At 66.2% G+C, this 19,951-nt stretch carries 20 protein-coding genes; 16 read left to right on the forward strand and 4 right to left on the reverse strand.

All coding sequences use genetic code 11. The annotated features are described in order from the left end of the window. Positions 1-424: 424 nt before the first annotated feature. The 3 genes from ON44_RS05040 to ON44_RS05050 all read left to right on the forward strand — a co-directional run bounded on the left by ON44_RS05040 (position 425) and on the right by ON44_RS05050 (position 3,565). Complete coding sequence (locus tag ON44_RS05040; RefSeq protein WP_157187054.1) at positions 425-907, forward strand: hypothetical protein; 483 nt, start codon at positions 425-427, stop codon at positions 905-907. A gap of 194 nt (positions 908-1,101) precedes the next feature. Beyond that, a complete protein-coding gene (locus ON44_RS05045; protein ID WP_040686647.1) occupies positions 1,102-1,755 on the forward strand; it encodes a hypothetical protein in 654 nt (217 codons plus the stop codon). A 172-nt stretch (positions 1,756-1,927) separates the two neighbouring features. Beyond that, entirely contained in the window at positions 1,928-3,565 is a 1,638-nt protein-coding gene (locus ON44_RS05050; RefSeq protein ID WP_306306463.1) for a hypothetical protein, read from the forward strand. Here the strand turns inward: ON44_RS05050 and ON44_RS05055 are convergent. After that, positions 3,562-4,227 carry a response regulator transcription factor gene (locus ON44_RS05055; protein ID WP_040686649.1) on the reverse strand — a complete coding sequence of 222 codons (666 nt, stop codon included), beginning with the start codon at positions 4,225-4,227 and terminating at the stop codon, positions 3,562-3,564. The two genes, ON44_RS05050 and ON44_RS05055, sit on opposite strands and share 4 nt — an antisense overlap. Continuing rightward, complete coding sequence (locus ON44_RS49955) at positions 4,199-4,492, reverse strand: hypothetical protein (RefSeq protein WP_157187055.1); 294 nt, start codon at positions 4,490-4,492, stop codon at positions 4,199-4,201. Before ON44_RS49955 ends, ON44_RS05055 begins: the two co-directional genes overlap by 29 nt. Before the next feature lie 336 nt (positions 4,493-4,828). Between ON44_RS49955 and ON44_RS46510 the strand changes: the two genes are divergently transcribed. The 12 genes from ON44_RS46510 to ON44_RS05115 all read left to right on the forward strand — a co-directional run bounded on the left by ON44_RS46510 (position 4,829) and on the right by ON44_RS05115 (position 14,268). Continuing rightward, positions 4,829-6,100 (forward strand): hypothetical protein, encoded by a 1,272-nt coding sequence (locus tag ON44_RS46510; protein WP_051181548.1) that lies wholly within the window; start codon positions 4,829-4,831, stop codon positions 6,098-6,100. A gap of 253 nt (positions 6,101-6,353) precedes the next feature. Beyond that, positions 6,354-8,165 carry a hypothetical protein gene (locus ON44_RS05065; protein ID WP_040686628.1) on the forward strand — a complete coding sequence of 604 codons (1,812 nt, stop codon included), beginning with the start codon at positions 6,354-6,356 and terminating at the stop codon, positions 8,163-8,165. After that, on the forward strand, positions 8,162-8,947 hold the full coding sequence (locus ON44_RS05070; RefSeq protein WP_040686629.1) for an ESX secretion-associated protein EspG: 786 nt from the start codon (positions 8,162-8,164) through the stop codon (positions 8,945-8,947). Before ON44_RS05065 ends, ON44_RS05070 begins: the two co-directional genes overlap by 4 nt. A gap of 12 nt (positions 8,948-8,959) precedes the next feature. Further along, complete coding sequence (locus tag ON44_RS05075) at positions 8,960-9,301, forward strand: hypothetical protein (RefSeq protein WP_051181550.1); 342 nt, start codon at positions 8,960-8,962, stop codon at positions 9,299-9,301. A gap of 28 nt (positions 9,302-9,329) precedes the next feature. Then, a complete protein-coding gene (locus ON44_RS05080; protein ID WP_040686630.1) occupies positions 9,330-9,629 on the forward strand; it encodes a YbaB/EbfC family nucleoid-associated protein in 300 nt (99 codons plus the stop codon). 128 nt (positions 9,630-9,757) lie between these two features. Further along, entirely contained in the window at positions 9,758-10,069 is a 312-nt protein-coding gene (locus tag ON44_RS05085; RefSeq protein ID WP_040686631.1) for a type VII secretion target, read from the forward strand. Between the two features lie 2 nt (positions 10,070-10,071). Further along, positions 10,072-11,352 carry a hypothetical protein gene (locus ON44_RS05090; protein WP_040686632.1) on the forward strand — a complete coding sequence of 427 codons (1,281 nt, stop codon included), beginning with the start codon at positions 10,072-10,074 and terminating at the stop codon, positions 11,350-11,352. A 25-nt stretch (positions 11,353-11,377) separates the two neighbouring features. Then, positions 11,378-11,710 carry a PE family protein gene (locus ON44_RS05095; protein WP_040686633.1) on the forward strand — a complete coding sequence of 111 codons (333 nt, stop codon included), beginning with the start codon at positions 11,378-11,380 and terminating at the stop codon, positions 11,708-11,710. A 29-nt stretch (positions 11,711-11,739) separates the two neighbouring features. Further along, positions 11,740-12,720, forward strand: coding sequence for a PPE domain-containing protein (locus ON44_RS05100; RefSeq protein ID WP_040686634.1), 981 nt, complete (start codon positions 11,740-11,742; stop codon positions 12,718-12,720). Beyond that, positions 12,717-13,559 carry an ESX secretion-associated protein EspG gene (locus tag ON44_RS05105; RefSeq protein ID WP_040686635.1) on the forward strand — a complete coding sequence of 281 codons (843 nt, stop codon included), beginning with the start codon at positions 12,717-12,719 and terminating at the stop codon, positions 13,557-13,559. The genes ON44_RS05100 and ON44_RS05105 overlap by 4 nt, the downstream gene beginning before the upstream one ends. Positions 13,560-13,626: 67 nt before the next feature. Continuing rightward, positions 13,627-13,929 carry a WXG100 family type VII secretion target gene (locus ON44_RS05110; protein WP_157187056.1) on the forward strand — a complete coding sequence of 101 codons (303 nt, stop codon included), beginning with the start codon at positions 13,627-13,629 and terminating at the stop codon, positions 13,927-13,929. Between the two features lie 48 nt (positions 13,930-13,977). Continuing rightward, positions 13,978-14,268, forward strand: a complete 291-nt coding sequence (locus ON44_RS05115) for a hypothetical protein (RefSeq protein ID WP_157187057.1) — start codon at positions 13,978-13,980, stop codon at positions 14,266-14,268. Between the two features lie 63 nt (positions 14,269-14,331). On the opposite strand, the gene eccE is transcribed toward ON44_RS05115, so the two are convergent. Then, positions 14,332-16,062 (reverse strand): type VII secretion protein EccE, encoded by a 1,731-nt coding sequence (eccE, locus tag ON44_RS05120; RefSeq protein WP_245567014.1) that lies wholly within the window; start codon positions 16,060-16,062, stop codon positions 14,332-14,334. A 361-nt stretch (positions 16,063-16,423) separates the two neighbouring features. On the opposite strand from eccE, the gene eccB reads away from it, so the two are divergent. Continuing rightward, complete coding sequence (eccB, locus tag ON44_RS05125) at positions 16,424-17,929, forward strand: type VII secretion protein EccB (RefSeq protein ID WP_040686638.1); 1,506 nt, start codon at positions 16,424-16,426, stop codon at positions 17,927-17,929. 5 nt (positions 17,930-17,934) lie between these two features. On the opposite strand, the gene eccA is transcribed toward eccB, so the two are convergent. Further along, on the reverse strand, positions 17,935-19,755 hold the full coding sequence (eccA, locus tag ON44_RS05130; RefSeq protein WP_040686639.1) for a type VII secretion AAA-ATPase EccA: 1,821 nt from the start codon (positions 19,753-19,755) through the stop codon (positions 17,935-17,937). Between the last annotated feature and the right edge of the window lie 196 nt (positions 19,756-19,951).

The following is a 19,951-nucleotide window of genomic DNA, read 5'->3' on the forward strand; positions in this document are numbered from 1 at the left end:
ACCGATGCCGCCGGAACCCCCGGTGCCACCGACCACGCCGACGACACCGGTACCTCCGACGACACCAGTACCTCCGACGACACCAGTACCTCCGACGACACCAGTACCTCCGACGACAGCGGTACCTCCGGCACCACCGCTGACGCCGGCGCCCCCGTTCCCCCCGACCACGCCGGAACCCCCGCAACCCCCAACGTTCCCACCCCACGACCCGACGACACCCCCGCACGACCGGGTACACCCGCCGTCATCAGGCCACCCGTCGGAACCTCCGAACCGCCCGGGTACGCCCGTGCCTTCGGAGCCATACGACCAGCACCACTCCGGTGCCCCACTGTCTCCCGGCTGGCCCGACGCATCCCACCAACCGATCAATCCCGTTGCACCGCAACAAGACCCGACTACTCAAACAAGTCTACCGCCGATGACACCCCCGCCCATCGGCGCACCACCGTCACCCACTCGAAACCGCCAAGGTTCCAACGGCCATCGCAACCGCCCATCCCAGAACGGCAACAGCGCAACCCTTTTCGTCCAACCCTTCTCCGGCTTCGGAGTGCCCGCACACTTCGACCCGGAAACCGGTGCACTCCAAGCTGTCGGCGGCGGAATCGGCCCGCAACTCGGCGTATACGGCGATCTCGGTGACACACCGGTCGTCTTCTACCGCGACCCTTCCGGCCTCGCCCTACGCGTCGGCGACAACACCATCAACCTCGACACCCCCCTCGTCGCAATCGAATGGGAACCCGTAGAGAACCGCCGAACCCGCTTCGCCGTCACCGCCTCCGGCACCGTGGTCTGCCAGCTCCTGTACCGCTCGCTCCCACCCGAACTCGACCTGGGCCGCCTGATCCACGACGTCTGCGCCACCCCCACCCGCCGCACCCAAATCTTCACCCGCTGACCCATGGCGCACCGCATCCCACAACCGCGAAAGTTTCGGGAACTGCTCGCGCATCTGGGACCAGGTCCGGCGCAATCGCCGCTGTAGTGGCTGGTGGGTGCCAATGCTCGATCAGGTATCCGTGCAGGTCGGCCAGCTAATTCGCCTGGGGTACCGCACAATTGGGTACCGATGAAGGTATGCCGAAGGAAGTCATGAATACACGCAAGCTCCTGCTGGTGTCATTGGTGTTCGTGCCGCTGTTGACAGCTGGTTGCGCACACCAGAATTCGAAACCCATCTCCCAGGCCGTGCCGCATCCGCCCGCCGCGCACGAGGCCGCGCGGGTGCCGGTCGGTCCGGGCCCGTCGGGGACCTATACGGTACAGCCGCAACCGGCCGAGGGCAGCTGCCATTTCGGCAAGTCCGCCAGCGGGCAGCCGCTACCGGATCCGGGGTGCACCCCGGGCGCGACCAACCCCAAGGTCACCGCCGATACCTTGGGTAGCACCATTTGCGCCAGCGGCTACACCTCCTCGATCCGCCCGCCGGCCAACATCACCAACCGGGAAAAGGACGCCAACGCCAAGTCTTACGGCTACAGCGGCCCTCTGCACGATGCCGAATACGACCATCTGGTCTCGCTGGAACTCGGCGGCGACCCCAACGATCCGCGCAACCTGTGGGTGGAGCCGCCTTCCCCCGACCACAAGCCCGGTTCCGGACCCAACAACCCGAAGGACACCGTCGAGAACCAGCTGCATTCGCTGGTGTGCTCGGGCAAGGTGGCACTGACCGACGCCCAGGACGCCATCGTCGCCGATTGGACCACCGCGCTGTCCACCGTCGGCCACCCCGACGGGAAGTAATGGTGCACGGCCAATAGTGAGTGGGATGGAGCTCTTGCTTCAGGGACGGTTAAGCGGTGGGCTTTCGTGAATCGCGTATCTCGGCGCTGTGCCAGGATAGGAACGGTAATAGGCTCGGGCACTGTGCGTGCGTTCCCATGCGTGGTGCACAGATGAGGGAGATTGCGGCAACGTGACCACACCTGATGGCGAAGCACCCGGCGACAAGTCGAATAAAGAGCCGACCCCGAATCACGAGCAGCGCGCGGCGGTACCGGATGGCGACGCGGAGTTCATGGCCGAGTTCATGAAGGCCTTCGAGGCGGCCGACGCCAATCCCGCCGACGCCAACCTCGCTGACGCCAACCCCGCCGAGGACGAGCAAGAAGACGAAGACGCCCCCGACATCGGCTTCGCTCTCGACGAACCGGTAGACGTCGCCGAGCAAGCCAGACAGCTCATGCGCCGGATCGCCCGCGCACTCGCCGCCGGTGGGCCACCGGGCTGGCGGCGCCTGGAGGCCGTCTTCGCGATGACCACGAGCACCGAAATCGGGTTGGTGACCTTCGTCGATGACGAGCAGCGCGAGGCGCGGGTCCAGCCTGCCGATGAGGTGGTCGAACTGGTCCGCGAACAGCGGCATCTTTCGGCCCAATTGAGCGATGGCCCCTGGTGGCGGCTGTTGATCGAGTTGGCGAACACCGGCGAGATCGAGGTCGATTACGACTATGGTGACGAGCCCTTCCCGGACGATCACCTATTCCTTCCCGAGGTCTATCTCGCGGATTTGCAGGCGTATCCGCGCGATCGATTGCCGGTTTGGCTCGCGGCCTATGTCGGCCACGGTGACCGGCAATCGCGCCCGGCGGCCGCAGCGGCCGCGCAGGCCAGGGCGGACCGGGAGACCGGTGTGCGCCCGGTGCTATCCGAGCGGGACTTTCCGGCCTTCCCGGTGATGTCGGCCCGCTGGGCGATCATCGCGGCTGCTTTCGTGGCCGCCGGATCACAGTGGGGGCCAAGGGTTTTGCCCGCGCTCGGCTGGTTCGAAGGTTCGAAACGCAGCGGGTCGACCCTGTATGCCCTGCCGGGTGGTCGCGCGGTGCTGTCCGGTGGCGTGTGGAATTCGCCCGAACTCGATGCCGTCTACAACGGCGCGACGCCGATGCCCGCACTGTATGCCGGCGCCCCGGAGTGGGTTGCCAATCCGGTGCTGAATCCGCGTGCGGCCAGCGGGTTGTTGTCGTTCTGCTATTGGTGGGACGGCGGTCGGTGGTACCGCGGCGAGTCGCCGACCGCGGACCGGCTCAGCGAAGCGGTGCCCGGCATCTGGACCTCCGATACGGTGGCCGGCGTGGTCGCGGGGTTGGTCGCGGAGCAGCCGAGCGATGGGCAGCGCGCGGCGGTGGCGAATCTGGTGTCGGCGGCGGAAATCGGTGTGGTAACCCGGGATACGCTCGTCGAGGTCTTCGGCGACGACGGCACCTTCGATATCGACAGCGCCCTCTATCAGCTCACGCTGGCCGGTGTGACGATCACCTTGCCGGAGCCGATCTCGCGTGATGCCGCGATCGCCCAGGTCCGCCAGTTCATCCTGGATCAGAACGTGGACACGACCGGCTATCCGCTGGAAAATCTGCGCGCAGACCGGATCAGCGTCGGCTGGATGGTGTACGTGCCGACCGAACCCGGTGAGATCTCGATCGGGCGCGCGATCTTCTATGTCGCCGATGACGGTGTGCTGGAACAATCTTCGTCATCGGTGGCACCGTCGGTCTATGTCGCGGAGTTCGAGCAGCGCTTCCAGCAGCGGCACGGTTCAGTGCAGACCTAGGATCCGTCGGTGCGCCAGCGATAGCCGAAGCCGCGGATGGTGGTGATCAAGCCGGGCCGGTCGAGTTTCGCGCGCAATCCGGCCATATGCACATCAAGTGCCCGCGATACCGAGGCCGATGAGTCGCCCCAGATGCGGTCCATCAGCTCTTGCCTGCTGACGGCGGTATCGGGTCGCTCCGCCAGGATCCGAACCAGCTGGAACTCCTTGTGGGTCAGCATGATCGGCACCCCGGCCACCTGGACCTGCCGGGCTATCAGATCGACCCGAACATCCTGGGAGACAACCGCTTCCACGGGCGAGGTGTGGATCACGACGCGACGGGTGACCGTCTCCAGCCGCGCGACCAGCTCCGCGATGCGCGGCGGTTTCACCAGGTAGTCGTCCGCGCCGGAGCGCAGCGCGAGCACCACGGTGCGCTCACCGGCCCGTGCGGTGAGGATCAGTACGGGTACCGAGCTGACTGCACGCAGCCGCCGCAACACCTCCAACCCGTCCATATCCGGTAGTCCGAGATCGAGGATCACCGCGTCGTAGTCGCGGTGGGTACGTAGTAGGTCTGCGCCGCGCCGCTTGCGGTCGACGAGATAGCCGCGAGCGGCGAGCGCGGCCTGCAGCGCTTCCCCGACTCCGTCATCGTCTTCCACCAGCACAAGCCGCACGCGCCGATCCTCGCAAAGCGAAGGTTCGACGCGCAGCCGTTTGCGGATAGCCATGCCCGAGGCGCACGGCCACCTCGGCATCGGCCTGCGCCTCGATCGCCGAGAGTGCCGGCAATGCCGAAGATGAGCATTGCGTGCGTCGGCCGATGCGGTCGGACTGCGCCTGCAGCACCACGAATGCAAACAGCGCAATGAAATTGATCCACGCCGCGGACGGCTTGGGAGATATGCGCGGTATGGCGACGACCCCGCGCTCGCCCGTCATTTGTGTCGTAGTCATTGTGAATCTCCTTCTGGCGCCGCACTTACCGACGTAAAAGGCGACTGCGAGTGCAGTCACAACACTTTGCCAGGGGTCCGCTCAGCCCCTCAGGAAAAAAGTCCGAATGAAATTCACGTTTCGAAAAATCGGCAGATGCCCAGGTCGGAGGTGGGATCGAATTCTTAACAGTCTCTTTAGCTAGTCGCCATCGGTAACGCGATACGGGTGCCGATCCGCGTGCCACTATCGAAAAAGACATCGGTGGCGACTGCGTGCCCAGAGCTCGAAACAACAGCGCGCGATCGGTGAATCGGCTGTGTTGGAACAGGAACGAGAGCAGTGAATCAAGCATCGCGTAGCGATTCCGTGGGGGGTGGTGGTCGAGCGACGGGCGACGGACGGATCGGCGGCCCGAGTACCGCAGTCGCCGACTCCGCCGGCCGGTACGCCGACACATTGGTCTCGCGCATCGCGAGCGAGTTGGGGGAACTCGGCCCACTCGGTTGGCAGCGTCTCAACGCGGTATTCGCATTGACCGTGACCGTCGAGTCGGCGCGCGTCGAGTTCACCGGTGCGCATCGGCCGGTACGCCTGGAAGTGCCGGAGTCGGTGGTCGCGCTGGTGCGGCAGTATCGTGCCGAGATCGCCGCATCCGGCACCGAGCCGTGGTGGCGACTGTTGTTGCGGGCCAACGTATACGGTGACATCGAGGTCGATTACGACTACGGCGACGAGCCGTTCCCCGCCGATCAACTCTTTCGCCCGGAGGCGTATCGCGCCGATGTGGCGGCGTATCCGCGGCCGCGACTGCCGGTGTGGTTGGCGGCCTACATGAATCACCGTGACCGGCAGTGTCGCCGCCCGCGCCGCGCCGTGGCCGCCGCCCTCGTCGGCCGGGCGCACGGGGTGACCGCGCGGCCGGTGGATCCGGAATTTCCGTCGTTTCCGCAGTTGTGGGCACGATGGGCGATGATTTCGGCGGCACACGTTGCCGTTTCGTCCGACCGCGGCCCCCGGGTCGTGCCGTCGAACGGCTGGTTCGAAAGCGGCGGGAACGGTAGCAGCGGCTCCACGCTGTACGCCGTGCCGGGCGGCCGAGCCGTGCTCTCGGGCGGAGTATGGGACGCACCGGCATTGAACGCGGCTTATAACGGCGGCGTCGATCTGCCGAATCTCTATGCGGGAGCGCCGGATTGGGTGACGAACTCGGTGCTGAGTCCGCGTGCGGCCGTCGGGTTGCTCTCGTTCTGCTTCTGGTGGGACGGTCAGCGGTGGTATTGTGGGGAGTCGCCCTCGGTGCAGCAGTGTGGTGTGGCAATGCCGCAAATCTGGCAGTCGCACACCGTGATCGAGACGGTGGCCCGGTTACTGTCGGGGGATCCGGGCACCCGAACACGAACCGCGGTGGCGCGCTTGCTGACCGCCGCAGAGCGCGGGGAGGTCACCCGAGAGCTGTTGGTGGACGCCTTCGGTCGCGACGGCGATCTCGAAGCCGCGACCCGTCAGCTGTCGGCGGCCGAGTTGCTCGCGCCGCGGTCGAATCGAGTCCATGCGATGGGAGTTCACCACTTGGACGGCAAACGTCCATGCGATGATCGAATTGTGCTATAGCCCGAGGTCGGATGAGGCTCGGGAGGTGTGAGGGCTTCCGGGCCAACGCCCAAATCGAGACACTGCAGAGCTACTGATACATCGTTTCGCGCCCATCTGTGAACAACCCATGAGCACCAGCATGATTCACGATGAGGTCACCGACCGTTCACGCAGCTCATGGGATGATCGGTGTCGTATGTGCGCGGATGAGGGACGCGAGGGGGCGCACACCGCGCGTCGAGGCAGCACCGAGCAGGACAGGAGTTGACCAATGGCGCCGACAGATGACAAGCCCAATCCGTGGCAGCTCTCCGGGGACGATATCGGCAAGGATTCACAGAATCTGACGGTCAAGCAGAAGAGTCTGCAAACCCTGGCCAAGTACGCCATCGACCTGTACGACGTCTTCGACACCATCGAGGGTTGGACACACTTCGTCGAGAAGGTCGATGGATTCGGGAATCTCCCCTCCGGCATTGCGTTACAGGGCAAGTTCCAGCGTGCGGGCCGCGACTTGAACGATCGGGCCAAGAGCCATAAGACCATTCTCGAGGACCTGGCACAGCAGTTCATCACCGCGGGCAAGCTGTACACCGCCGCTGAGGAGGCCAATACCTCCGGATTCGATCGGCTCAGGAATGCCCGCTCCGCCGAACGCCACGGCAGTTGGAGTCTGCCCGCCGACGGCACCACCAAGATCCCGGATTGGGGCGGGAAGACCGGCCGAACCGATAAATACGGCGGACCACCGGCCGACCTGAAGCAATATGCCAACGAGAAGGACGGACGCGATACCGAACCGGTTCGTCCGGAGCCGGCGAGTGTCCTGGATTACCCGACCGCCTACTCCTGGCACCAATCGTTGATCAACGGGATGGGGCACACCTCCGACGCCTCCGGCATCTGGAGCGATATGGCCGAGCATGTGACGGGGCCGGCCGCGAATCTGGGCAACCAGATGACTGCGATGCAGACCTCGGATGACTGGAACAGCGACGCCGCCGTGAAGGCGGGCGGCGCGGTTCAGGCCTATGTGTCCGGTGTGCAGAACATGGTCGATGGCATGCGCATGGTCGCCAGCAACCTGCTGAACACCTCGGGCTGGCTATGGGCGGTGCAGGCGAATACCCCCAATATTCCGCCGGATACGGTCGGGACCCAGTACGCGCGTGATGAAGTCGAGAAGGCCAAGCGGATCTTCAACGACTGGTACGTACCCGGACTCGCGGCATCCAGCAATGCGATTCCGCTCATGGTTCAGCCGGTGAGCCCGGTGGTGCAGCCGACCGCGCCGACGCCGACGCCCACTCGGACCCAGCAGACCGGACCCGGTGGCGGCACCGGCGGAACCGGCAGCGGAAAAGGTGGGACCTCGGCCGCCCAATCGCAGGCTGCTCAGCAGGCGCTCGCCGATCAGCGCAAGGCGACCCAGCAGGCCGAGAAGACCGCGGCCGAGCAACGCCAGCAGGCCGAACAGCAGCGTCAGCAGGCCGAGCGCGAGGCCGCGCAGCGCGAGGCCGCGCAGCAGCGGGCTACACAGCAACAGGCTGCCGAACAGGCCGCGCAGCAAGCCGCCCAACAAGCCAGTCAGTCCGCGCAGCAGGGCTTGGATGGCGTGAAGCAGGCAATGGACCAGGCCGCACAGGCGGCGGCGCAGCAAGCGCAGGCCGCGGCGGCCAAGGATATGCAGTCGGCAGGCCTCGCCGGTCTGCCTTCCGCACTGTCGGCGCTGGGCAAGGACGCGCTCAAGGCAGGCGGCAGTAGCGGAGCAGGTAAGGGCGGTGGCGCAGGCGGCGGTGCAGGTAGCGGTGCCGGAGCGAATCTTTCACCCAATAGCCTGCAGAATTCGAAGTTGTTCCCGCGGGCGGCGGCCGCCGAGATGGCCGGGGCCGCGACGGCGAGCCGCGCGGGCATCGCGAGCACCGGCCAGCCGGGTTCGCCCGGTGGTATGGGTCCGGCGGGCCACGGTGCCGGTGGTCAGAACAAGGAACATAAGCGGGCCGCGTATCTGGATTCGGTCGAGCACATCGAAGAGGCGCTCGGCGACGCGCCGGTCGTCGTCAAACCCGTTGTCGAGCAATGAATCGCACCTGGAAGTTCACCGATCTTGAATTCATCGTCCAGTGGGAGGCATTGAAGCAGGACTACCTGCCGGAGCCATTCGTGTACACCTGTCGCACCTGGGTGAACGAGGATTATGTCCGGGAACAACAGGATGCGCTGGCGCGGCTGCGGCACTCCGGAGATCGGTCGTTCGACGATGTGCTGGACGTGCTGGCCTTCCCGGATCTGCGCATCGTCGCGGAAGGCTACGACCCGGCGGAACCGTGGAACCCGGACGTGCCGGTTCGGCTGCACGGTGTCCGCCGGGGTGAGCGCGGCTATGTCATCTCCGAGCTTTCCGGCGAAACATACTGGCATTCCGGTGGTTTCACGATTACCGAATGCGATGCCGTCGATCTCGCGGGTGCGATCGTGCGAGCGCTGCCGGAGGTCGAGCCGGGACGCCGCGCCACCGTGGTGCTGTCCACCCAGGTCGAGGGCGACGGACTCGATTACTCGCTCGGCCGATCGGTGGTGCACGATTCTTTCGACGATACGATCGCCGATCGCTCCGCGGAATTCTTGGCACTGCCCACATCCTGTTCCGGAACGATCGATGTGATCCAGGGGCGGTCGCGTTTCGGCCCGCGCGGGATTACTCGACATCGGCTGCGGTGGCGCGATATTCGCGACGACGGCCGCTATGCGATCGACGACCAGAATCCTCCGGTGGCGCGTGCCACCGATGCGAAACACCTCGCCGCGATGATCAATACGCGAGTCGTCGAGGTAGTCCGTGCGATCAAGGACGAGCGAGTCTGAAAGGTGGCCGCCATGGACGGAACACAACCGGGTATTCCCGAGTGGACCGCGACCTCGCGCAGCGGCGCGATCTCGGTGCGCACCACGGAACAGGGCCTGCCACTCGGCATTTCGGTCGAACCGGCCGAGTTGAAGCGCGATCCGCAAGCATTGGCGGCCGAGGTGTTGCGGCTGTGCAGGCAGGCGGCCAATCGGGCCGGGATGGCGCGTAGGGCGGAGTTGGCGGCGGCGGGAGTGCCCGTGGAGATGTTGGCGCTGAGCGGATTGCCGACCGCCGAAGATGTTGCGCGCCAGGAATTAGCTGAAGAGCAGGAGTACGAGACCGAGCCGGACAGCTGGTTGCGTCAGGTGTAGCTCCCGTTGTCCGAGAGGAGTTTTCATCGTGTACGAGACCATGGACGAACTGATGGCCGGCGTGCAGCGACGGCTGTATCGGATCCGGGATCTGACCGACGATATGGCCGGAGTGCGCGGTCGGGAGACGGCGCAGGACGGTTCGATCACCGTGGCGGTCGACGGCAACGGAACATTGCTGGATCTGCAATTCTCCCAGGCTGTTTCGCGGATGACACCGGCGGAATTCGAGTCGACGCTGGTAGCGACCGCGGCTGCCGCGGTGCGGCAGGCATTCGAGCGACGTAGCGAATTGGTCACTGCCTTCAACGAGGAAGTCGCCGAGTAGACACCCGACGTTCACGCTGTCCCCGTAGAACTTTTGTCAAGAACCTTAAGTTTTGCTTTCAGGCTTTGCGGTTTGATCGATGGGTTCTATGAAGAGTCGTCAGTTCCATTACGGGATGGGGGATCACGATGAGCGAACTCGTAGCAACGCCTGATGCGATTCGTGCGTATGGGGACGCGGCGGTGGCCATGGCCACCGGTGTCGCGACGGCCGGTGCGTTCGACCAGGTGGCAACCGTGGCGGCGGCCGCGCCGGTATTCGGCTTGATCGGCCAGGATTTTCTGCTGGCGTTCGCCTACGCGCAGTCCAATCACGTGAGTTCGATGTTCGAATTGGCCGGTGTGCACGCGGGTACCGCGCTGACCGCGCATCAGGGCGCCGCTGCCTATGAGGCGGCCGAGGCGGCATCCGGCACCGAATTCGGCGCTGCCGGCGTCTAGCAATGACTGTGCCGCTCGACCCGTCGATCGTGGATCTGCTGCGCGGCAGTGCCCTTGCGCCGCTGATCGATCGACCGGTCAACGACATCCTGAAGGATATGGGCCTCGGTCCCCTGCCCGAAATCTCCGGGCTGCCACCGCTGCCCGAACTGCCGCCGCTGCCGGTCATCGATCTGGCCGCACTGGCCAGGCCGCTCACCGATATGGCGAGCGGTTTCGGCACCGGAAATCTCGGCGCGCCCGCAGGCGGCGGACCCGACCCGACCAAGGTGCTCTCCGATACCGCGCAGGCCGCGCAGACCGCGATCCAACTCGGCACCCAGGCGCTGCAGACCGTGATGTCGCTGTGGCAGGGCTTGGCCGCGATGCAGGCCGCGAACAAGTCAGGCCAGGCCGCGGAGAACGGCGCGGAACTCGCCACCCAGAGCGCGCAGGAGAAGGCGTCGCTCGCCGGTGGCGCGACCTCGGTGGCGACCGGCGGTGCGCTGATGGCGTCGGTCATCGCCAAGTACATGGCCACCGTGGCCGCGGCGACGCCGTGGCTGGCAACCGGTGGCGGACAAGCGTTTATCGCGGCGGCGACGGTGGAGGCGATCACCGAGGGCATCGCGGTGGTGACCAAGACTCGGGTCGAAATGACCGCGCATTCGGCGAATATGACCGCCGTGGGCAAGAAGGTCAAGGTCACCGATGCCCCCAAGGGCGTCGATTCGATGCAGCAGGTAATGCAGCTGCTCACCCCGCTGATGACCATGGCGCAGACCGGCGCGCAAACGCTCACCCAGGTGGCGACGCAGAACGCGACGCAGGCTCAGAAACTGCAGGCCGACGCCATCGCGAGGGAACAGCGCGAAGCTACGGAGAAGGACGAGACCGAGCACGGCGCGTCGGGTGGTGGCGCAGGCGCAGGCGGCGGCGGTGCCGGTGTGGGCGGTATCGGCGCGGCCCCGATATCGACACCACTGAGCCCGTGGAGCGGACCGCGCACCGCCGGACTCAGCGGTATGCCCGGCTTCAATGCCACCGGAACCGGTTCCGCGGCAGCGGAACCCGCTGCCGGGGTGCGTGGCACCACCGGTGCGCCGGGCAGCCCGGGCATGATGCCCTATGGCGCGGCAGGTGCGCGCGGAGCGGGGGATGCGGGCAGCGATATGCCCGGTTTCCTGGTCAATGCCGAACACGGCGAAGAGGTCGTCGGACCGATCGAGGGGGTCTCGCTGCCGGTGGTCGGCGCGGCCGAACAGATCTCGGAGCCACCACCCGATAAAGAACTCACCCTCTAAGGGGTCGTTGATTCAGGAGGTTGCGATGGCAAGCGGCGGTGCGGATTTCGATGGAGTGATGTTCGATCCGGCAGCGGCCCGGGATGCGGCCACCCGGCTCGACGGACTCGCGGCCCGACTGGAAGCGGAACTGCGCGAGGGCTTGCCCGCGTTGACGGTGCCGCCGGCCGGGGTCGACGAGGTTTCGGGGCGCGCGGCGCAGACGATGAACGATGTCGCGGCCTCCTACGGTCAGAGCGCGACCGCCGGAATCGTGGAATTGCGCAAGCTGGCCGCGACCCTGCGCGCACAGACAGCACAGTTCGGACGCGCCGAGAACGACAGTATCGCCGACTTCGGCGTCGCCGGCGCGGCCTGACACCACAGCGAATACGACACGGAGCCACCATGATCGAACCACCGCAGCCCGGTTTCACCGGTGTGGTCTGGGGCGCCCGCGAGCCGGATCGGCTGGCGCGTGAACTGTCCACCGGTCCCGGCGCGGTACCGATGGCCGAGGCCGGTGCGGCGTGGACCCGGCTGGCCGCCGGATTCGGCACGGCGGTCGCCGAATACGAACTGATCGTCGCGTCCATACGCGGTGCGTGGCAATCCACCACGAGCGGCCCGGTGCTGGACCGGATTTCGCGGTTGCGCGATTGGCTCGCCGATGCCGCGACCGCCGCGGGCAATAATGCGGTGCGCGCCGAAACCCAAGCCGCCGCTCATGAATTGGCACGGCTGACCATGCCGCATACCGCCGAGATCCAGGCCATCCAGACGGTGCAGCGGATGCTCGAATCGATCGGCGGGGCGCTCGGCGCACCGCTCGAGGCGGTGGCCGCCCAGGCCGATACCGACGCCGATATGGCGAAGGCGGCGGCCGCGCGGGTGATGCAGACCTATGAGGCGGCGACCGAACCGCTCGCGACACCGTGGATTCAGCAGGAGCCGCCCGTGATCGCCTCATCCGCGGCGCTGGCGGCCGAGGAGGCGAGTGCGCCGGTGGCGGCCGCGACATCGGCCATGCCCGCGCTGCCCGCGATTACGCCGGGCATGTTCATGGCGGGCGGAATCGGTGCGATCCCGATGCCCGCGAAGCTGCAGCCGTATCGGGCACCGGTCTTCACCGAAGCTCCGGCGCCGGTGGAACTGACTACGCCACAACCGGTTCCGACCGCAACGGCGAGTTCGAGTGCGCTGCCGATGGTTCCCGGCGCGATGGCGGCAGGCGCCGGTGCGGAGGAAGAGGAGTACGCCCCGCGCGCGGCGGCGGTGACCGGCGACGCCATCGGTGCCGATCTCGGTATCGCCGCCGCCCCGGCGGTACTCGGCGCTCCGGAAGCACCTGCGGCCACCGGTCGGACGGCATCGGGAGGTGCCGAATGACGACCATGACCAATGACGGCCTGCTCGCGGTGGCCGAGCGACTCGGTGTCCAGACCTTGCCGCTCGTGCTTTCCGTTGGACCGCAACAGGATTCGTTCGACGCGTGGACCGAGGCGCAGCAACGCGCGGTGACCGAACTGGTCGGCGCGGGCGTGCTCGACGCCGAGGGCGATATCGACTCCGAACTGGCCGATGCCATGTGCACACTGGCTCAACCCGATCGCGAGTTGGTCGCCCGCATCTACGCGACCGGGCCCGACGGAACGCCGGCCGTGACCCGGATCTGCCTGGCCCGCCGCGGCGAACAGCATGCCATCGCGGTGCGCACCGGCGACACCTTCGACGTGCGGACCGTCTGGGCGGACGGGTCGGGCGAGGCGTTGGTGCGCCCGCTGCTCGCGGCGCTCGGAGCCGGAACACCGGCGGAGGTGGTCAATTTCAGCGCGCCGTCGAGCGAATTGAGCGAGCGGCTCACCGCTGGCGAATGCTTGCAGGTCGCTCGAAACAACACTGCGGCACAGACCTCCGAGGATTACGCGGACGCCGTCTACGCACTGGGCGTCGCCGATCGTGACGCCACTGCTTACGGGCTGGCGTTCGCCTCCTGCCATGCCTTCGCCGAGATCGTGGCCTACGCCCATCTCGACGGTAGGACCACCCGGCCGCCCGGTGCGGTCGCGGTCTATGACACCGGACGCGGTCGCATTGTGGCCGCGCCCGGGATTGCTGCGGATCAGCAGGTCTGGTCCACGGTGACACCGGGCACCGATCACCGTATCGCACAAGCGATTTCGGCACTGATCGAATCATTGCCCGGGGGAAGGTGGCTTCCGCAGTAAACCTTCCGGCGATGTCGCCCGACATCGTTTCCGGGCATTGGAATCACTACACGAGAGGGTGTCCACGATGAGTGGTGAAGGTGTACACGTAGACGAGGCGACCGCGAAGAAGGCCGAGGAGTTCATGGCCGCCGCGGTCGACAACATGCAGCGCACGCTGAAGAAGATCGATGACGAGGTCGCCGCGGCGACCCACTGGGAAGGCGATGCGAAGGGGGCGTTCGTCGCGGCCTCGACCAACTGGGCCCAGCACTCCCAGGAACTGCACAAGAAGCTCAACGCCATTACCGAGCAGGTCGGTCACGGTACCCAGCAGTACATCCAGATGGAGCAGGAAAACCGCGAAGGTTTCGAGCACATCAGCCTGTAATCGCCTGGGCCGACACACTATTCAGTTTTCGATTCGGAGGTAATCACCATGACTATGGCATATGCCAAGGGCCCGATGATGGCTCTGTACAACGATCTGGTCACCCTGCACGGCGATCTGATCAAATTCGGCAGCGACATGGAGGACGCGGGTGGCGTGCTCGAGGTGGCGTGGGAGGGCAACGTGGCCCACGCCAGCTTCAAGCAGGTCTACGACGCCTGGCACTCCGAGTACGGTGACACGCTCACCTCGCTCAACAATGTCGCCGCGGCGGTGGAGAACTCGCTGCACCGTGCGCTCGGCACCGACGGCAAGATCGGTGACGGCTTCGGGGCCTGAAAACACCCGTATTACACGGCCGGTCCGGAGCGTCACGCTTGCGGACCGGCCGTATTCGTTCGATTACCGTGCCGCGGCGAGGGATTCGCCGATGTACCACATCTCGTCCGGGGTGGTGACCATATTGACCGTCGCGCTGGCGGTCGAGGTTCGCACCGTGATCAGGTTGGGAGCCGAAATATCCTGCACCAGAACGATATCGGCATCGAACTGCGCATCGGGCTGCTCAGGCGCGCGGACATGCACGATGGTCGCGCCACCGGTCAGCGCGGTTGGGGCGATCCCGTCGAAGACCACCACGGTCGCGGTGGGAATGGGCCCGCCGGGCTGCGGTGCGGCGACGTGATGCCCCGCACCGGCGAATCGAGGTGCCAGCGAGAGCGAATGCGGCGCACCGATATTCGCGACCATGGACTGCCAGGCCTCGGGCCGGTCGGTGTGCACGATGGTGTGCGCGCCGAGGGCGATGGCCCGCAGGATCACCTGCTGTGCCAGATCCAATCGGCCGATCACCTCGAGATGTCTGGTGCCGTCACCGATCAGCGGCACCGCGATGCCCTGGCCGGCATTGTCGGCGCCGATCAGCTGACCGCAACCGGCGGTCGGCACGACGATGCCGTCGAGCGCGGCGAGCGGACCGCGGTAGTCACCGGCGTTGTCGCCGTCGCGACGAGCAGTGCGGGCGGGCAGGCAATCCAGCAGTGCGCGGAATTGCTGACCCGGCAGGGTGCGCAGGCCGGGCACCGGCGGCTCGACCGGTTCGGCCGCGGTGTCGAAGCGGACCAGCGCGCCCAGCGTGATCGGCGGGGAACCGGGTTCGCGTCCGTCGCCGGGCCGCTGCGCACCGGGTCGCAGTCGCACGGTGACCGTCGTGGTCAGGCTCGGGGTGGCCCAGATATCGGCGAAGCCGCGCGACCCGATCAACTCCGGGCCGATCTCGTAACTGGTGAGGTACAGGCCTTGGTGCACCAGCGATTTCGGGGTTTCGATGAATCCGTCCAGTGCGATACCGCGGGTGAGTTGGCGCGCCGCGCTGTTCATCTCGCCCGCGGTGAGCACCGACACCGAGATGTCACGACCGGCGAGTCGATTGGCCACCCGGCGGGTCGCGATGATCGCGGTTCGCAGCGCCCCCGCACCGCCCCCGCCACGGTTGTCCACGGCCTCGGCATTGGCGAGCGGATCCAGCCGCAGCACCAGCCAGACCGTGCGATGCGCGATGGCGGGCAGTGGGCCGAGGATGCGGTCGTAGAGCTGGGCCACCGGTCCGCCGCCTGCGGTCCGGGCGCCGGTGCTGATCACATCGATCGAGGCCAGGTTGATATCGAATTGACTGAGGCAGCGGCCGATTTCGGTGAGCGGAAGCACCTGGTCGGTGGACAGCGAACCGCGCCGCAACAGCGTCAGCGCATCCGGCGGCGGATCGATGCGCAGCATGGTGAGCAGCAGATTGCCGTCCCAGCGCACGCCGTAACTGCCGCCCTCGGGCAGCGGCACATCGAAGGCCGCCTGGCCGGCATCGGCGGGGCCGGGCCGGGTCCGCCGCCAGCGAAAGGCGATCGTGCGCGCCAGCATGCCCACGATATTGCGTGGCTCGCGCCGACGCACCGGTACCGCGCCGACAATGAGCACGACCGCGGCGACCGCGATGACGGCGACCGTCGGCGCCTGCAGCGCCGTTGCGATCCAGGCCGCGATCGCGGCAATCAGCGCGAGCGGAATCATGAGTCGCAAAGGCATTTGACGCAGCAGCCAGAATTCCGGATCACGTAACGTTGTGTTCGTCGCGTTCACGGAGTTTTCGTTTCCGGTTAATTCACGCGCGTTCGCTCCGGAGTCGGTATCGCGTTTGTTCACAGCCCCGTCCCCGATAATCAGACCAGTATTGCGATAACAGTACCGCGCCACACCCATGTTCGGGGCTGACCTTTTCGAGCGACCTGCAAGCAGTCGCTACGGCCCTTTTCGAGCGACCTGCAAGCAGTCGCTACGGCCCTTTTCGAGCGACCTGCAAGCAGTCGCTACGGCCCTTTCGAGCGACCTGCAAGCACTCGCTACGACGAGAATAGTTTGCCCAATTGTCGCTGGATTGACACCGCGGCACCGAACGATACTGTAATTATCCTGTTCGTTCCCGTAGTTCGATGGAGACCATGTGCCGGCTCAGCTGACCACCAAGGCCCAGGTCAACGGCTACCGTTTTCTGCTGCGCCGACTCGATCACGCGCTGGTTCGACGCGATGTGCGGATGCTGCACGACCCCATGCGATCTCAGCTGCGTTCGATGCTCGTCGGCGCCACCCTCGGCCTGCTGGTGGTGGCCGGCGCGGCCATCCTGGCCTTCCTGCGGCCACAGGGCGCGATCGGCGACGCGAATATCGTGATCGGCAAGGACAGCGGTGCGCTGTATGTGGTGGTGGCCGAATCCGAGGACAAGAAGGACGACAAACGCCTGCATCCGGTGCTCAACCTGGCCTCCGCCCGGCTGATCAGCGGCAGCAACGAATCGCCCAAATCGGTGAAGGATTCGAAGCTTTCGTCGATGCCGCGCGGTCCGATGCTCGGCATCCCGGGTGCGCCCGCGGCCCTGCCCGGTTCGACGCAGGGCGGTCGTTCGGACTGGTCGCTGTGCGAAACGGTGCAGCTCTCGATCACCGGCAGCGCGGCCGCGGCGACCGGCGTGGAAACCGCGGTTTTCGCGGGCAAACCCCAACTGGACGAACGCATTCGGACCCTGGGGCCATCGGATGCGCTGCTGGTGCGGCGGGCCGATAAGACCTATCTGATCTACGACGGCAAGCGCGCGGAAGTCGATCCCGGCAACTCGGTGCTGGCTCGTGCGCTGAACCTGACCGGGCACAAGCCGCGGCCGGTCGGCACCGGGCTGCTGGATGCCGCCATCGCGGTGCCGCCGCTGGCCGTGCCGGATATTCCGAAGGCCGGACAGCCCGGTCCGGCAAAGCTTTCCGATGTGCCGATCGGCGGGGTCATCGTGGTCGGCGGCACCGGGCGCACCGATCAGTCCCAGCTGTATGTGGTGCTCGCCGACGGTGTGCAGCCGGTCACCGATTTCGCCGCGCAGGTCATCCGCACCGCGAATTCCCAGGGCATGCGCGAGATCAAGGCGGAACCGCCGGACGTGCTGACCAATATGCCGGTACTACACCAGCTTTCCCTCGACCACTTCCCGGCGACCACTCCGAAGATCGTCTCCGCCGAGGATGCTCCGGTCACCTGCCTGAGCTGGGCAAAGGGGCCCGAACCAGGCAACGACGCGACCGAAAGCCCCACCGACCGCGCCGCTATCACCCTGCTCGCGGGCAACCGTCTGCCGCTGCCGGGTTCGGCTGAACCGGTGAGTTTGGCCACCTCCGACGGCACCGGCGATCGGGTCGATTCCGCCTACATCCCACCGGCTTCGGGGGAGTTCGTGCAGGTAACCGGAACGGAGCCGGGCAGTTTGCGGCGCGGTGGCCTGTTCTATGTGGCGGACAACGGAATCCGCTACGGCATCCCGGATATCGCCACCGCCCAGGTGCTCGGCCTCGGCAGCGAACCGCGCCTGGCCCCCTGGTCGATCATCGGTCAGCTGGTGCCCGGTCCGACGCTGTCGAAGAACGACGCGCTGGTCAAGCATGATATCTTGCCCGTCGGAAACTGAGACTTTCAGACGCCCAGCGAAGCCAGTACACCGGTGAGCGCGGCCTGCATATCTGGCGCTTCGATGCGCATGAGCACCATCTCGTCCACCGCGCTCAGATCCAGCGATTCGTCATTGGCCAGTCGGAATTCGCGTTCCTCCTCGGCGGATTCGATGATGTTGCGCACGAATCGACCGTTGCCCGCGAGGTCGATGCCCCGACGTGGCTGTCCGCTCTGATCGACCCGCTCGGTCTCATACAGCCGCCCGCACGCCTCGATCAGCAGTTCCATTGCCCCCTCGGACAACTCGGAATCGCGGGAACGGGCGATCAGGCTGCCGATCTGCCCGAGTTCGGTCGGAGTGTAGGACGGGAACTGCAGGCGTTTGGCGAAACGTGAAGCCAGACCGTCGTTCGCGGCGAGCAGCCGGTCGATCTCGCCGTCGTATCCCGCGATGATGACCACCAGCCGGTCGCGGTCGTTTTCCATCCTGGCCAGCAGCGTATCCACCGCCTCGCGGCCGAACGCGTCACCGCCCTGCAGACCGGTCTGGATCAGCGTGTATGCCTCGTCGATGAACAGCACACCGTCCATCGCGGTATCGATCAGCTTGTCGGTCTTGATCGCGGTGCCGCCGAGGTTCTGGCTGACGAAGTCCACGCGTTTGGCCTCGACGACCTTATCGGTCTTGAGAAGCCCCACGCCGCAATAGATTTTGGCCACCACCCGGGCGATGGTGGTCTTACCGGTGCCGGGGGGTCCGGTGAAGGCCAGGTGGTTGCCGCGGGCCATGCTGGCCATACCCTTCTCGGCCCGGATCTTGGCCAGCTGCGCGGTTGCCTGCAACTTCGCGACCTGCGTTTTCACCGATTCGAGGCCGATCTGCTTATCCAACTCGGCGCGCGCGTCGGCCAGGATCTTCTTGGCACGGTCCTCGGCGTCGGCGGTCTGCATCGCCTCCACCGAGGGCGCCGACGCCGGATCCCAGCGGTCGGTGCGCGCGTCGATCGACTCCTTGGTGGTCACCGTGAGCCGGTAGGTGCGATCGCGCATGGCTGCGGTATTGGCGGCGAAATCCGGTGCCTGCGAATACACCTTCTCGAAAAGGGCCTGCGCCTCGGCCTCTTTACCGGTCTCGCGCAGGCACAGGCCACGGCAGAACATGGCGGTGGTCCGGGCCGCCGGGATCGGGCCCGCTTCGGCCTGTTCCATGCGTCGGATGGCCTCGCCGAACAGGCCGAGCTGGGCGCATGCCGAGCCGACCATCACATGTGCGCCCGCCGCCAGATACGGGTCGTCCCATTCGGCGGATCCGGCGAGCACGGCCATCACATCGGGCCAGCGCTGGGTGTTGAAGTGCAGTACGCCACGGATATACGCGCAGATCCGGTCGTCGATCTCCCGATCGGTATCCGAGAGCATCGAGGCGCGGTGCGTGGCGAGTTCGTCGAGCACCTGTTCGGCCTCGTCGTACTCCTTCTCGGAAATCAGCTGTGCCGCTTGGGCCAGCCAGATTTCGGTGTAGCCGGCCAGCGGGTAGTCGATGTACAGCCCGGCCAGGAAGCGTCCGGCCAATGCGCGCGGTGCCAGCCCCAACCGGCGCTGCTCGCGGAAAAGTGTTGTCCCACTGTTCTTGTAGAGGTTGTAGAGCACCTCGGTGGTGACCTCACCCGCCGCGGCCCGGCCCAGCCAGGCGTCGCACATCGTCGGGTCCCACTCGGTGGCACGCTGAAAAGCCAGTTTCGCGTACTCGAGATCGCGAGCCGATTCCTGCCCGTCGATGGTCAGGCCCAGCGACAGGATTCCGGCGTCGAAGGCCCGTTGTGCTTGGCGGTTGCCGGTCATTGCTGCAAACCCCGAAGTGTTGGTTGGAGCTATCTTTATTGTTGCGCGATTGTCCGCGTACATCTTCCGACCAGCTTAGCGATCGCGTCGGCTCGGCTCGTCCGATACATTATGTTTTGCCACTGATAGGTTGCAAAGTGTGCGACGACCACATGCGACGGGGGAACGTTCGTGCGAGAGTGGATCCGAGTCGTAG

Source organism: Nocardia vinacea NBRC 16497 (genome assembly GCF_000308835.1).
In the GTDB taxonomy this organism is placed as follows: Bacteria; Actinomycetota; Actinomycetes; order Mycobacteriales; family Mycobacteriaceae; genus Nocardia; species Nocardia vinacea.